Source organism: Halovivax sp., assembly GCA_007119345.1.
Lineage (GTDB): Archaea > Halobacteriota > Halobacteria > Halobacteriales > Natrialbaceae > Halovivax.
In genome coordinates, this window is the sequence record SKPV01000054.1 from 1 (window position 1) to 13945 (window position 13945).

13 protein-coding genes are annotated in these 13945 nt (G+C 69.7%); 8 read left to right on the forward strand and 5 right to left on the reverse strand.

What is annotated here, in order from left to right:
• Nucleotides 1-37 precede the first annotated feature (37 nt).
• Together QZT59_RS04185 and QZT59_RS04190 are read left to right on the forward strand one after the other, a co-directional pair.
• Nucleotides 38-355, forward strand: coding sequence for a hypothetical protein (locus tag QZT59_RS04185; RefSeq protein ID WP_290811752.1), 318 nt, complete (start codon nt 38-40; stop codon nt 353-355).
• 1 nt (nt 356) lies between these two features.
• Entirely contained in the window at nt 357-2237 is a 1881-nt protein-coding gene (locus QZT59_RS04190) for a ribosome biogenesis/translation initiation ATPase RLI (protein ID WP_290811753.1), read from the forward strand.
• Between the two features lie 140 nt (nt 2238-2377).
• Here the strand turns inward: QZT59_RS04190 and QZT59_RS04195 are convergent, their stop codons facing one another.
• The 4 genes from QZT59_RS04195 to QZT59_RS04210 all read right to left on the reverse strand — a co-directional run bounded on the left by QZT59_RS04195 (nt 2378) and on the right by QZT59_RS04210 (nt 4904).
• Entirely contained in the window at nt 2378-2620 is a 243-nt protein-coding gene (locus QZT59_RS04195; protein WP_290811756.1) for a glycine zipper 2TM domain-containing protein, read from the reverse strand.
• 330 nt (nt 2621-2950) lie between these two features.
• Entirely contained in the window at nt 2951-3328 is a 378-nt protein-coding gene (locus tag QZT59_RS04200) for a hypothetical protein (RefSeq protein WP_290811758.1), read from the reverse strand.
• Nucleotides 3329-3430: 102 nt separating this feature from the next.
• Nucleotides 3431-4141 (reverse strand): hypothetical protein, encoded by a 711-nt coding sequence (locus QZT59_RS04205; protein ID WP_290811760.1) that lies wholly within the window; start codon nt 4139-4141, stop codon nt 3431-3433.
• A gap of 241 nt (nt 4142-4382) precedes the next feature.
• Nucleotides 4383-4904, reverse strand: coding sequence for an archaemetzincin family Zn-dependent metalloprotease (locus QZT59_RS04210; RefSeq protein WP_290811763.1), 522 nt, complete (start codon nt 4902-4904; stop codon nt 4383-4385).
• Between the two features lie 39 nt (nt 4905-4943).
• Here QZT59_RS04210 and QZT59_RS04215 point away from each other — a divergent pair, with 39 nt between their 5' ends.
• From QZT59_RS04215 to QZT59_RS04225, 3 genes are all read left to right on the forward strand, one after another.
• On the forward strand, nt 4944-5357 hold the full coding sequence (locus QZT59_RS04215; RefSeq protein ID WP_290811766.1) for a UPF0146 family protein: 414 nt from the start codon (nt 4944-4946) through the stop codon (nt 5355-5357).
• Between the two features lie 94 nt (nt 5358-5451).
• Entirely contained in the window at nt 5452-5661 is a 210-nt protein-coding gene (locus QZT59_RS04220) for a hypothetical protein (protein ID WP_290811767.1), read from the forward strand.
• A 438-nt stretch (nt 5662-6099) separates the two neighbouring features.
• A complete protein-coding gene (locus tag QZT59_RS04225; RefSeq protein ID WP_290811779.1) occupies nt 6100-6534 on the forward strand; it encodes a response regulator in 435 nt (144 codons plus the stop codon).
• 178 nt (nt 6535-6712) lie between these two features.
• On the opposite strand, the gene QZT59_RS04230 is transcribed toward QZT59_RS04225, so the two are convergent.
• Complete coding sequence (locus QZT59_RS04230) at nt 6713-10573, reverse strand: S8 family serine peptidase (protein WP_290811770.1); 3861 nt, start codon at nt 10571-10573, stop codon at nt 6713-6715.
• Between the two features lie 418 nt (nt 10574-10991).
• Between QZT59_RS04230 and QZT59_RS04235 the strand changes: the two genes are divergently transcribed.
• The 3 genes from QZT59_RS04235 (at nt 10992) to QZT59_RS04245 (ending at nt 13935) form a co-directional block, all read left to right on the forward strand.
• A complete protein-coding gene (locus tag QZT59_RS04235) occupies nt 10992-11954 on the forward strand; it encodes a TIGR01548 family HAD-type hydrolase (RefSeq protein ID WP_290811782.1) in 963 nt (320 codons plus the stop codon).
• 78 nt (nt 11955-12032) lie between these two features.
• Nucleotides 12033-13595 (forward strand): FAD-dependent oxidoreductase, encoded by a 1563-nt coding sequence (locus QZT59_RS04240; RefSeq protein ID WP_290811774.1) that lies wholly within the window; start codon nt 12033-12035, stop codon nt 13593-13595.
• Nucleotides 13596-13677: 82 nt separating this feature from the next.
• Nucleotides 13678-13935 carry a hypothetical protein gene (locus QZT59_RS04245; RefSeq protein WP_290811776.1) on the forward strand — a complete coding sequence of 86 codons (258 nt, stop codon included), beginning with the start codon at nt 13678-13680 and terminating at the stop codon, nt 13933-13935.
• Nucleotides 13936-13945 lie beyond the last annotated feature (10 nt).

Below are 13945 nucleotides of genomic sequence, written 5' to 3' on the forward strand. Positions count from 1 at the left end.
CGAACCCCTTTTGACCACCCGCCACCGACACCCTCCCATGTCGACCACGACGATCAGCGAACGACGCGAGCACCTCCGCTCGATCGGGGTGACCGCGTCGTGCGCCTTACTCGGGGTCGCCGCCGGGGTCATCTCCCATCAGGAGGTCGGCCAGACGCCCGAGGCGGCGACCGACGGCGTCGGGCTGGCGATCGTTCTCATCGCCATTCTGATCCAGTACGTCCTCGTGAAGGTCTCGGGCCTCTACGGCGAGGACGAGTTCGGGATCAAACACTACCTCTTCATCTCGTTCATGATCTTCGCCTTCTGGTTCGTCACGTGGGGAATCCTGCTGACCGAGGCCTACCTCTCCTGACATGGCGGACGACAGCATCGCCGTCGTCGACCTGGATCGCTGCCAGCCCGACCGGTGTAACTACGAGTGCAAGAACTACTGCCCGCCGAACCGCACGGGCAAGGAGTGCATCACGCTGCGGGGCGAGGAGGCCGACGAGGGCCAGCCCGACCAGGTGCGCATCTCCGAGGAGATCTGTCTGGGCGAGACCTGCGGCATCTGCGTCGAGAAGTGCCCCTTCGACGCCATCGAGATCATCAACCTGCCCCAGGAATTGCAGGACGACCCCGCCCACCGCTACGGCGAGAACGCCTTCTCGCTGTACGGTTTGCCGGCTCCCCAGGAGGGGAAGGTCACCGGAATCCTGGGCCCGAACGGGATCGGGAAGACGACCGCCGTCCGCATCCTCGCGGGCGAACTGGAACCCAACCTCGGCCGGTACGACGAGCCGGCCACCTGGGACGAGGTGCTCGAGGCCTACCGCGGCACCGAGCTCCAGGACTACATCGCCGCGGTCCGTGACGGCGAGGTGACGGTCGCGCGCAAGCCCCAGTACGTCGATCAGATCCCCGACCGGTTCGACGGCAACACCCGCGAACTGCTGGCCCGAACCGACGAGCGCGACGCCCTGGACGAGTTGGTCGACCGGCTCACGCTCGAGCCCGTCATGGAGCAGTCGATCGACGACCTCTCCGGCGGGGAGCTCCAGCGGGTGGCCATCGCCGCGACGCTCGCCCGCGAGGCGGACTTCTACTTCCTCGACGAGATCACGCCCTACCTCGACATCGGCCAGCGGGTGACCGTCGCCCGCCTCGTCCGCGACCTCGCGGAGGAGGGCCGCTCGATGCTGGTCGTCGAGCACGACCTCGCCGTCCTCGATCTGCTCGCGGACACGATCCACGTCGCCTACGGTGAACCCGGCGCCTACGGCGTGATCACGACCCCCAAATCCGTCCGAAACGGGATCAACGAGTACCTCGCGGGCTACCTGGAGAACGAGAACATGCGGATCCGTCCGAACCCGATCGAGTTCGAAGCCCACGCCCCGCGGGAGGTGACCGCGGCGGACGTGCTCGTCGAGTACCCCGACCTCACCAAGTCCTACGGCGACGGCGAGTTCTCCCTCGCGGTCGAGGGCGGCGAGATCCGCCGCAACGAGGTCCTGGGGATCGTCGGTCCCAACGGGATCGGGAAGTCGACGTTCGCGAAGCTGCTGACGGGGAACCTGGAGCCCACGAGCGTCGGGCCGCGCCCGACGGAACGATCGAGCGGCGACGAGCCGCGAGACGGGACCGTCGACGGCGACGCGGGCGACGTCGACCTGGACCTCGAGATCTCCTACAAACCCCAGTACGTCACCATCGACCAGCACGTGCGCGTCGACGCCTTCCTCTCGTCGATCACCGACCAGTTCGGCTCGTCCTACTGGAACACCGAGATCGCGGGACCGCTCCAGTTAGAGCGGATCATGGAGCAGAACCTCTCGGACCTGTCGGGCGGCGAGCGCCAGCGAGTGGCGATCGCGGCCTGCCTCTCGGATTCGGCGGACCTCTACCTGCTGGACGAGCCCTCCGCCCACCTCGACGTCGAACAGCGGGTCCAGGCGACGAGCGCCATCCGCCGCTACGCCGAACAGCAGGACGCCACCGTGCTGGTCATCGATCACGACATCTACATGATCGATCTGCTGGCCGACCGGCTGATGGTCTTCGACGGCGAACCCGCCGTTCGCGGGCGCGCCGGGACGCCCCAGCCGATGCGCGACGGCATGAACGAGTTCCTCGCGAACCTCGAGATCACGTTCCGCCGGGACGAGCGAACCAAGCGTCCGCGGATCAACAAGCCAGCGTCCCAGCTGGATCGAGAACAGAAGCGCGAGGGCGAGTACTACTACGCGCCGTAAGCCCGTCCGGGTTCGCGTCCGCCGTCGCGAGGACGTACCATTTCACGACGTTCGGTGACGGTCGGAGTCGCCGGGCAGTAAAGCGATCGCCGGGCAGTAAAGCGATCGCCGGGCAGTTCGATGTGATCGCTCTCCAGAGCTCACTCCGCCCGCTGCGGGAGGTACTCGCCGAGCCCCTCCTCTCCGCGCGAGCGCAGCTCCTGGATGCGGGTCTGCGCGCCGACGCGGCGCTCGCCGACGGCGGCGCCGAGGAGCGCGCCCGCGGCGGCGCCCGAACTCGCCGCGTTTCTGCTGAAGAGGCCGCCGACGGCGGCGCCGATGGCCGCGCCGATGGCCGCGTACCGTGCTCGACTCAGTGCGAGAGTGAGTTTGTCTCGTACCATACGCGCTCCTACGCGGTCCGCAGGGTTAAACGTGCGGCCGGATTACAGGTCCGCCGGCTGGTCAGTTCGTCGAGACGTCGACGGCTCCGGTGGACGGCGAGGGACGCGACTGTCGGTGCGGAGACGCCCGTTCGCGGGGGCCGCGGGGACGGTCGGGTGAGTCGGTCGATCTGCGGTGACCGTCACGCCCGTCGACAGCCCAGTCGGTCGCCGCGGCGGTCCAGGCTGGCCGGTCCGGGCTGGTCGGTCCGGGCTGGCCGGTCCGGGCTGGTCGGTCCGGGCCCGTCGGACCGTCGAGCGCTCGACGTCCGCGGACGTCCCGGAGACCGCTCAGAGTTCCAGGTCGCCGAAGTCCGAGGGGGTGAGCGCACGAGTGGCGTCGTCGGCGGCGAGCTCGTCGACGTCGATCTCGACCTCGAGCGAACCGGACTCGACCCGCCGTCTGCAGGGGACGCGCTCGTCGACGAGCCCTCGAAGGTGCTCCCGGTCGGCATCCAGGGCAGACAGCAGCCGCTCCAGGTCGCAGTTGGCGCCCCAGACGGGCGGCTTTTCGAACGTGTGTACGAACCGGTCGCAGCTCGGGAGTTCGAGGACGACGTCGACGTCGTTCGCGGCCTCCTCGACGGCCGCGATGCGGACCCGATCGAGGTCGCCGTCGGCGGCGACCGCCGCGAGCGACGACGCGGACCGTTCGATCTCGTTCGACATACGCCGTCCGTCGCAGCCGTAGGATAAATAATTACTGCACGGTGTGAGTAATTCCAACACCATCGGGGCCGATACCCCGTTCGGATCGAACACGGTCGCCGGTCAGTCGGCGGGGGCGAGCACGACCAGCGCGATCGCCACGAGCGCGAGTCCGGGCGCGGCGTACGCGAGGGTCGCCGCCGAGAGCGCGAGGTCGCCGGTGGCGCCGTAGGCGGCGCCGAGGACGGCGGTCAGACTGCCGAACAGCGCGACGGCGACGGCGCTCGATCGTTCGAGGGACACGCCGGCGTCCCGGTCGGATCGGTCGACGCGCTCGGCCGGATCGACCAGGCGCCACTCGGGAGCGCGATCGACGTCGAGGGCGAACCGCTCGCCGACCCGAGAGAGCACGGCGGTCCCGACGTCGCGGGCCGACGCCGACCACCACGACCAGTCGCCGGGCTCGGCGTCGTCCGCCCTGGCGAGGTAGACCGGCTCGCCGACGGCGTGTTCGATCGAGGCCGCGTCGTAGCCGACGTCCGCGACGATACGCGCGAGCAGGAACTCCCGCGACCACGGGATCGGCTTCTCGAGGTCGAACGGGACCGACCGGCCGTGCGGGAGCGTCGCGACCAGGCGCACCGTCCGATCGTCGACCTCGTACAGGTCGGTGATCCGGCCCTCGACGTAGCCGTCCGGCGTCGTCATCACGTCGATCCGGCCGAGCTCGTCCGCGAGAGTGCCCTCGGAGCGTCCGCGGGTCCGCGAGTTGCCGGACCGGCTCTCGGTGTCGGACTCGATCTCGAATTCCACCTCCTCGTCGCGCTCGCTCACCGCGTATCACCCGTGCGGTCCCCGTCGAGTCGGCGCCCCGCGCGGCGGCGACCGCGCTCGGCGGCCGGTCGGCCGCCGGGTCGTCGCGATCGGTGGAGGCTGTGCGCGTCGACCATTCGGTTTCGCCGCCTCGTACGTCGCCGCGAAATAAGTCGTTGACCCTCCGGCCAGCGGGTTCGTCGTCGACGGCGTCCCCGCGCGCTACGACCCGACGACGGCCCCGCTCGTCGCTCGGTCCGACTCACCCGATCAGGCGCTGACAGCTCCCGCAGAGGTTTTCCTCTTTGATGTCGACTTCCCGTACCGTCGGCGAGAAGTTCATTACGCAGCGGTTGTTGTCGCAGTGTTCGAGCCCGTACGTGTGGCCGATCTCGTGGACGATCTCCTTGCGGACCCGATCCTCGACGATCTCGCTCGCGCTCTTGTTCGAGAAGCCGCCGTCGGAGGTCGTCTGCAGCCGGTAGGTGGAGACGACGCTGCCGCTCCCGTCGAGGTAGGCGAGCCCGAAGACGTAGTTTCGCCGGCGGTAGAAGAGGTCCAGCGGCGTGATGGCGATGTTCTTACCCCCGCGGCCGACCCGCTCGGCCAGCTGGATGAAGTTCTCCGCGCTGTACTGATTCCGGCCGGAGTCGTAGGCGCCCTCGGGCACCGACTGGCTGTCGCCGATCGTCACCTCGCAGTCGTAGACCGAACGCAACGCCGATGAGGCCGCCCGCTTGACCGTCGCGGGAACGTTCCCGACCGGAACGATGTCGACGTGCATGGCAACGGCTATGGCGGCCCCCAGCATAAACGTCCCGCCGTGAAGGGGACCGACGACTCCGCGAGCGCGCCGGTCGACCGACTGGCACGGTACGACCGCGTCGTGGAGGTGGGGATCGGCCGCCGGACAGACGTCGCGGCCGCCCTCGCCGACCGCGGGGTGGCCGTCACCGCGACGGACGTCCACGAGCGGCCGGTCCCCGACGGCGTTGGCTTCGTCCGGGACGACGTCGTCGACCCCGACCTCGCCGTCTACGCCGACGCGGACGCCGTCTACGCGCTGAACCTGCCGCCCGAACTCCACCGGCCGGTGCTGTCGGTCGCCCGCGCGGCCGACGCCGACTTCCTGTTCACGACGCTGGGAGCCGACCAGCCGGAAATCCCGGTCGAACGGGTGAGGCTCCCGGGCGAGACGCTGTTCGTCTCGCGAGACCACCCGCCGGTCGATGGCTGACCGCGAGGGCCGGTCGGCGGCGCCGTCGGGACCGCGGACGCTCGTCGCAATTTCAGGCGAACCGCTTACCCGGGAGCACCGCCTCCGTCCGGCGATGAACGTTCCGACCGACAGGCTCCTGATCATGGTCGTCGTCGCCACAGGATTCGCCGTCGTGGTCGGCGGATGGGCGGCCGGCCTGATCCGCGCCGAGGCGACGGGGATCGAGGAGTGGGCCCTGCGCGCCGGCGTCGGGGTGCTCTTCCTCCTGGTCCTCGTGATCGCCTGGACGGGCTTCTCGAGGATCGACGCCAAGCGCGGGTAGGTATCGACTCGGGCGAGATTCGATCCGACTCGGGCGAGGGTCGATCCGACTCGGGCGAGGGTCGATCCGACTCGGGCAAGGTTCGATCTGGCGCACCGGTCGGTCGTCAGTCCGGAGGTCGCTACGGCGTCCCGTCGAGGTACTCGGCGACGAACCGACAGGCACGGATCGTCTGGTCGGTGTCGGCCGAGCCGTGCCCCTCCTCGCCGAGCTCCTGGAGGGTGACCGCGGGTTTCGCCGCGGAGCGCTCTCGGTCTGAGGGGCGCCCCGAACGTGGTCGAACCGGCGTACCAGTCGACGATGCGGCCGGTCCACCCGACACGCGGGTGACGGGTAGTGCGTCGGTCGACCCCGGCGAGCGCCAATGCATTTAGGGACGGACGCTAATTGGATGGCGTCCCGAGCACCGATGTGGCCGATCCGCCGGTATCTGAGCCGATAGACATCGTTCTCGTAGAGGACAATCCGGGAGACGTGCGGCTCATCGAGGAGGCCTTCGCGGACGCCGCGACCGCAGAAACCGCCTTCCGGGTGTTCACGGACGGGACGTCGGCGGTGGAGTTCTTCGACGACCTCGCGGATTCGCCGGAAGCGACGTTCCCCGACCTGTTGCTGCTGGATCTGAACCTCCCCCGGATGGACGGGTTCGAGGTCCTCGAGGAGCTCCGCGCGGATCCCGACCTCGCGACGCTGCCGGTGCTCGTACTCACGAGCTCGGCCGCCGAGGAGGACGTGCGCGACTGCTACCGGCGGTCGGCGAACGCCTACCTCACGAAGCCCGACAGTCCGGACGAGTTCGACCGACTCGTCAACGCCGTCGAACGGTTCTGGTTCAAGACCGCCCGCCTGCCCCCGACGCCCGCGTCGAGCTGAGCTCCGACCTGTGGTGTGCGCCGCTGACGGATACCGCGTCGGTTCGTCCGGGAGACCGACATCGAGTCGAGCGACGACGCCCGACGCACGCCGGCGCGAATCCCGTCGCCCGGCTCACCGACTCCGGACGGACTCGGGTGGTGCGACCGGTGAGCGCGGGGGTCGCGGACCCGTCTGTTCAGTCCCCGGTTCCCGTGACCTTCTTCAGCCCGTCGGCGCCCGCGAGCGTCTCGCCGCGGTCCAGGTCGACCGAGCCGGCGAGCTTGGCAACCGCCGGTTCCGCGTCCGCCTCGTAGCCGGTGTCGGCGACGGGGAAGTGGACCCGGAGCCGCCCGTCCCCCAGCGTGTCGTACCGGACGGGTTTCGCGCCCTCCCCGGCGTCCACGGCGACGGGCGCGCCGAACCGCAGGGAGTCGCGGTCGACGTCCGCGGCGGGGTCGAACCCCTCGTTCGGCTCGATGTCGACGGCGACCCTCCGGTTCGACCGGAGGTTCAGCGAGTTCGCCTTTACCGTGATCGGGAGCCCCGTCCGGAGCGCACCGAGCGTGTTCGACCGGTGGACGTTCCCGTGGTCGTTCTCGACGACGAACGCGAGGTCGAGCGACGGCGTCGTGGCCTCGACGTCGACGGCGTACCTGCCGTCGCCGAGGTCGGTGACGTCGGCCTCGTGCCACCCTTCCGGATCGTCGAACGGGGTCGTCTCGACGTCGCCGCCGGCGTAGTAGGCGTCGAACGAGACGATCCCCTCGGGGTAGCCGTCCCCGTCCTCCTGTGCGGGGGCGGCCTGTACTTCGATCGTCGTCGTTCCCGGAGGAATCCGGTTGTAGTTCGACAGTCGCGGCACGTGCACGTTCGCGAGCGACGGCGGCCGGTTCGGTCCGTCGGGGTCGTAGGTTACGACGTAGTCGGCGCGAACGTTCGCGTCGGGGTCGCGGGTGTGGTCTGCCGTCCGGTGGTGGATTCCGACCTCGTCCCCGGCCTCGAGGGCCGGGAGGTCCGTTACCTCGACGTCGGGCTGGTCCCAGGGGTCGGGATCCTCGGCGATCGTCTCGCCGTCGTGGGTCACCCACCAGGCGCCCGTATGCTCGTCGATCCCCGAGTAGCCGATTCGGATCGGCCGCTGGTCGAGGATGGAGGGTTCGACGTAGATGCGATCGGGTCCGATCTCCAGCTCGGCTTCCGGCAGGAACCCGTGGGTCAGCGGGTAGCGGTTGTAGTCGAACTCGTAGTCGCCGGGATCGGTCGCCACGTAGGGCCGTTTCCGGCTGGCCCACCAGTTGTTCCGGACGCGTCCGTTATCGTAGGCGCCCCGGAACGACTCGGTGTACTCGGCCACCTCCGGGGTTCGATGCCACGTCTGGTGCTGCCGGGCGCGGTGCATGACGTGCAGCCAGGCGACCCTGAATCCTTCGGGGAAGTTCTCCTGGTCGGTCGCGGCCACGTGGCCGGCGAACCGGATCAGCTGATCCTCCCTGTCGCGGCGCCAGTCGATCGTATCGCTGGCGACGCTCTCGGTCGCGCTAAACTCCTCGCCGCCCGCCGGAAGCGACGTCGTCGGTTCGTAGAACCAGTAGACGTCCTCGGTGTCGTAGCGGTAGTCCCGGTCGTGGCGTGGGTAGAACAACCAGGCGTTCGCGACGTTCGTGGAGTCGTCCTCGTCGAGCGGCGTGAAGTACGTCCGGAAGATGTTGAAGTCACCGTCCCAGGTGCCGGTGTACGAGACGTAGTCGCGTTCCTCGGGGAAGCCGTACAGCTCGATCGTGGTGGTCTGGCAGTGGAACGCTTCGTACGTCGGTTGATCGTCGGCGTCTGACGTGTCGACCGTCCGGAGGGCGGTGTCGTTCTCGTCCAGCTCGATCGTCGAGTGTTTCTCGTCGACCGCCACGTCCGAGGCGATCGTCGTCACGACGTCGCCGTCGAGCGGTTGATTCCGCTCCTCGTCGCCCGGAAGGTGGCCGACCGACCAAGCGGTGAACGTGGCTTCCTCCCGGAACATCGGGAAGTTGTAGATCCCGTCCGCGGAGAACCCCGCGGTGTCGACCTGACTGATGTCGCCGTCGTGGGTCCACGCCCACGCCAGGTCGCCGAGCGCCGAGTCGCGCTCCTCGTGGAGGGTCTTGTCGAGGACGACGTCGATCGCCCGAGTGAACCCGAAGACGGTCGCGTAGGTCGTGTCCTCGGTCTCGAAGGTGATCCGCCCGGCGTTCATCCCCACCGTCCCCTCGGTGTCGACGGTGAGCTCTACAGTCGCCGTCTCCTCCGGGGCGATCGCGAACGCTTCGGGTTCGACCCGCGCGTTCTCGTCCTTCCCCTCTCCTTCCCGCTCGTTCCGCATCGTCACGGAGACGTCCACCGACAGCTCCTCGTCAGCGACGTTTTCGACCGTCACCGACCGCGTCTCCTCGGTCGCCTCCTGGACGATCCCGAAATCCACCACCGATTCGTGGACGACGAGTTCGCGATCGAGCGCCGCGTGCGCGTCGACCTCGCCGCTGCCGTGGGTGTAGACGTCTCGGTCCTCGAGGGCCTCGGCAGTCGAGACGACGACGTTCCGCACGTCGTCCGGCCCCATATCGGGGTCGTGGTCGAGCAGCAGCGCGGCCACCCCGGCGACGTGGGGCGCGGCGAAGGAGGTGCCGGTTCCGAACAGCGGGTCGGCGTACGGGTACCCCCAGAACCCGTCCTCGGATCCCGTGGAGATGATCTCGACGCCCGGCGCGCTCACCTCCGGCTTGAGGCGGTAGCTGTGCTCGCTCGGCCCGCGAGCCGACGTGAACCTGCCGTGCTCGTCGTCGTCGCTGGCCCCGACGGCGATCGCGCCCGCGGCCGTCGCGGGCGAGGTGACGGTGAAGAAGTCCGCTTCGCCGATCTCGTTGCCGGCCGAGGAGACCACGATGACGCCCCGCTCGCGGGCCCAGTCGACCACGGCGTCCGTCGGATCGTCGGGGAACGGGGGCGAGCCCAGGCTGAGGTTGATGACGTCGGCGCCGTTCTCGACGGCGTCCTCGATCGCGGCCATGACGTCCGACATCCGCCCGAGTCCCCCGAAGTTGAGCGCCTTCACGTTCATCAGGTACGCTCCCGGCGCGACGCCCACGTACTCGGCGTCGACGTCGTCGTCGTCCTCCCTGGAGGCGGTGCCGTCGCCGGCGGCGATGCCCGCGACCTGCGTGCCGTGACCGTTTCCGTCGTGGACGAAGTCGTCGTCGGAGAAGTTCGCCTCGTAGACGACGCGGTCGCCGAAGTCGGGGTGATCCGCGTCGATCCCGGTGTCGACGACGGCGATCCGGACGCCGTCGCCGTCGACGTCGAACACCTCGCGCGCCCCCGGCGCACCGATTCGCGGCGCAGACGCGTCGAGCGAGGCCGCGTACGTCCTGTCGAGGTGGAGCCGATCGAGGCCTCGCGTGAGGGACGCGGCGGACGCATCGTCGCGCTCGCGGAGCCGTTCCTTCGGGATCTCCGCGGCGACGGCGTTGACGGACTCGTACGTCCGCGCGTCGGTGCCACCGAAGGCGTCGGCGTCCGACCCCGAGACGGCGCGATCGTCCGGGAACGTCGCCACGACGGGGAGCTCGCCGCGCGCCTCGTCGTCGTAGCCGTACTCGACGAGGTAGTCGACGTTGAAGAACGCGCGGTCGAGACGATCCGTATCGACGCCGTGCGGGATGAGGTAGGTCCCGTCCGACTCCTCGACGACGTGGAAGCTCCCGCCGTCCTCCTCGATGGCGTACGTGCGTTCCACCGCCGATTTCTCGTCACCGAACTTGCCCGGGAGCGCGTCAGCATCGTCGTCGGCGGCCGGGACGCGGCGTTCGCTGACGTGGATCGTCTCCCCGGTGATCAACGTAACAGAGTAGTGATTATCGTCGTCCCGGTCCGAACCGCTCCCGCCGCCGTCTCCGCCGTCCCCGTCGCCGCCGTCTCCGCGGTCGGCGCTCGCCCGGCCCTGAAACGCTGCGCCGAACAGCCCCGCGCCCGTCGCTCCCACGAACGTCCGCCTGTTCAACTCGACTCGATCGGTCGGATCGTCTGTCATTGCGGCCGACCAGTCCACACTCGTTACTTTCAACCTTCGCTAAATTACGGACCGATTGAAATCGCCGTCGGTGATGGATCCGACGCCCCGACGTTCCCTCGACGGACGACGTCCGCCGACGAGGGGCCCCCTCGAGTGCGCTGACAGATCTATTCTCGATCTGTCGGAGAAGGTAACCAATACAGAAAATTGATTTTACACTAAATTTGGTGGTTATTTCGGAAAATAGTACTGAATTTGCGGATTAATCAACTACTGTGACGATCTCGACCGCTGGTAAAACCTGAAAGCAATTGTTACCAACTATCTCGCCGCTACTTCCTGACTGTCGGCGGACACCGCGGTCGTACGGGTCGCGCCGGAGTCGACCGGCGGGCTTTTTCCACCCCGCCACCGAGTGAGCGCCATGACCGACACGCTGGAAGCCGACGCCGTCGTGCTCGACGTCGACGGCGTGCTCGTGGACGTCGCCGACTCCTACCGACGGGCGATCGTCGAGTCCGTCGAGCGCGTCCACGGGCGGACGATCCGGAAGTCACACGTCCAGGCGTTCAAAGACGCCGGCGGGTTCAACGACGACTGGGAGCTGACGGACGCGGCTGCGCTCTACGTGCTCGCGACCGGCGAGGGCTACGGCGGCTCGATCGAGGAGTACACCGACGCCATCGCGGAGGCGGGCGGCGGCCTCGACGCGGCTACGACCGTCGTCCGCGAGGCGCTGGGCGCGCGCGAGTTCCAGCGCGTGACCGACCGCTGGGACCGCGAGCGCCTCCGCGACGTCTTCCAGCAGCTGTACCTCGGCGGGGACCTCTACCGGTCGCTCGAGGGCGGCGAGCCGGACCTGTCCGGCGAGGACGCGACAGCCGGCGACGTGATGGGGGCCTCCGGCACCGCGGGCGCACCCGACGGGGACGGGGGCGACGAGTCGGAGCCCCTCCGCGGCTACGTCCACGACGAACCGGTCCTGCTCGACGACGAGACTCGCGAGCACCTCCTGGAGCGCTACGACGTCGGGATCCTCACGGGCCGTCCCGCGGCCGAGGCCGAGCTCGCCCTGGGTCGGGTCGGCCTCGGCGAGATCCCGGCCGAGGGCCGCTTTACGATGGACGACTGGGAGGAGGGTAAACCGCACCCGCGAGCGCTGACGACGCTCGCGGAACGCTTCGACGCGGGCGCCGTCGCCTTCGTCGGCGACACGCTGGACGACGTGCGGACGGCGACCAACGCCGCCGAAACGGATCCCGACCGCGCCTACCACGGCGTGGGCGTGCTCACCGGCGGTCTCACGGGCGCGGACGGACGTCGGAAGTACGAGGCGGCGGACGCGGCCGCGGTGATCGACTCGGTGAACGAACTGCCGGCGCTGCTCGAGCGGCCCTAACCCGGACGCCTCCCCGGCGGCTCGCGTTCGAACCGTGCCCCCGTTTTTAGCCGGTCCCCGTGGAAGGGCGGACGTTCCATGACCGACGACCCCGTACCGGACGGCGGCCTTCCCGGGGCGCACGTCTCCGCGTGGCTCCACGAGACCGACGAGGAGTGCGACGGCTACGACCCCCTCGACGGGGACGCCTCGACCGAGGTCGCGATCCTCGGCGGGGGTATCGCCGGGCTCACGACTGCCGCCCACCTCGCGGATCGCGGCTACGACGCAATCGTCCTCGAGCGCGACCGGATCGGTGCGGGGATCACGGGGAAGTCGACGGCGAAGGTGACCAGCCAGCACGGGCTCGTCTACGACCGCCTGCGCCGGGAGTTCGGCCGCGAACGGGCCCGTCGGTACGCCGAGGCGAACGAGCGGGCGATCGAGGAGGTGGCCGAACGCGTCGAGAGCCTCGGGATCGCCGAGGAGAGTGGCTTCCGCCGGCGACCGGCGTACGTCTACGGCGACGACCGCGACGCGATCGAGCGCGAGGTCGACGCGGCGACGGCGGCGGGGCTGGACGCGTCGTTCGTCACCTCCGTCCCGCCGTTCGATCGCGCGGAGTGCGGCGTTCGATTCGAGGACCAGGCCTGCGTCCACCCGCTGCGGTACCTCCACGCCCTCGCCGACGACCTGACCGACGGCGACGGAGTGACGATCCACGAGGGGACCCGCGTGACGGACGTCTCGCCGGGCGAATCGCCGCGCGTCGAGACCCGACGCGGGCGGGTCGACGCCGACGCCGTCGTCCTCGCGACGGGCTTTCCGATCCTCGACCGCCTCGGACTCTTCGCCCGGCTGTTCCCGAAGCGATCGTACGTGCTCGGGGTGCGGATCGAGGGGGAGCCACCCGAGGGGATGTACTACCGGCCGGCAGACGGGGCGCGGACGTACCGCTCGGTGCGCGCCCACGAGGACGCGGACGGATCGTTTCTTCTCGTCGGCGGCGAGAACCACAAGACCGGACAGGGCGGCTCGACGGTCGAGCGCTATCGCCGGCTGGCCCGCTGGGCCCGCGAGCGGTTCGACGTGCGCTCGATCGACTACCGGTGGTCGACCCAGGACTACGCCTCGGCCGACCGGGTGCCGTTCGTGGGCTCCGGGGGCCCCGGCGCGAAGGGCGTCTTCGTCGCGACGGGGTTCGGCGGCTGGGGGATGACCGGCGGGACCGTCGCGGGCCGGCTCCTCGGCGCTCTGATCGACGGCGAGGAGCCGCCGGCGGCGTCGCTGTACGACCCGACGCGGTTCACGCCGAAGGCGTCCGTGGGCTCCGCCGTCACCGAGAACCTGGACGCCGCGAGCCAGTTCGCGACCGACTGGGTGCGGACACTCCTCGGACCCGACCTGGAGACGATCGACCCCGGCGAGGGCCGCGTCTATCGCGAGGGGCCGAAACCGATCGCCGTCTCCCGGGACGAGTCGGGCGAGCTGCGGGCGGTGTCGGCCGTCTGCACGCACGCTTACTGCGTCGTCGACTGGAACGACGGCGAGGGGAGCTGGGACTGTCCCTGTCACGGCTCGCGATTCGACCCGGACGGACGGGTGATCGAGGGGCCGGCCTCGCGCGACCTGGCGGGCCGGGATCCGCCGGAGTCGGGGTGAGCGGCGGGACGGTTGGCGCGGCTCGCTCGGCCCTGCGTGGGCCCGGCGAGCCTTGAAGCCGGCGCGGGTCGGAGGGAAATTCGTGCCGAACGCCACGCTCGCGGACGTCGAGGACGCCCTCGAGGAGGCGCGCGACCTGCCCGAGGAGGAGGCGCTGGAGGTCCTCCGGTCCGCCCGGGAGGACGCCGAGGCCCTCCGGAGCCGCGAGGACGTCGTCGAGGCGGAGCTCGCGGCGATCGAGGATCGGGTGGACCAGCGCATCCGGGAAGTCGAACAACGCGACGCCTACGACGGCGGGATGGGCGCGGCGACGGACGCCGACGAGGAGGACGCGGCCTGACGCGGGCGGA

Excerpts from the sequence above, each read along its gene's own strand:
- QZT59_RS04185 (WP_290811752.1), top strand. The coding sequence starts at position 38 with ATGTCGACCACGACGATCAGCGAACGACGCGAGCACCTCCGCTCGATC.
- QZT59_RS04190 (WP_290811753.1), top strand. The coding sequence starts at position 357 with ATGGCGGACGACAGCATCGCCGTCGTCGACCTGGATCGCTGCCAGCCC.
- QZT59_RS04195 (WP_290811756.1), bottom strand. The coding sequence starts at position 2,620 with ATGGTACGAGACAAACTCACTCTCGCACTGAGTCGAGCACGGTACGCG.
- QZT59_RS04200 (WP_290811758.1), bottom strand. The coding sequence starts at position 3,328 with ATGTCGAACGAGATCGAACGGTCCGCGTCGTCGCTCGCGGCGGTCGCC.
- QZT59_RS04210 (WP_290811763.1), bottom strand. The coding sequence starts at position 4,904 with ATGCACGTCGACATCGTTCCGGTCGGGAACGTTCCCGCGACGGTCAAG.
- QZT59_RS04220 (WP_290811767.1), top strand. The coding sequence starts at position 5,452 with ATGAACGTTCCGACCGACAGGCTCCTGATCATGGTCGTCGTCGCCACA.
- QZT59_RS04230 (WP_290811770.1), bottom strand. The coding sequence starts at position 10,573 with ATGACAGACGATCCGACCGATCGAGTCGAGTTGAACAGGCGGACGTTC.
- QZT59_RS04240 (WP_290811774.1), top strand. The coding sequence starts at position 12,033 with ATGACCGACGACCCCGTACCGGACGGCGGCCTTCCCGGGGCGCACGTC.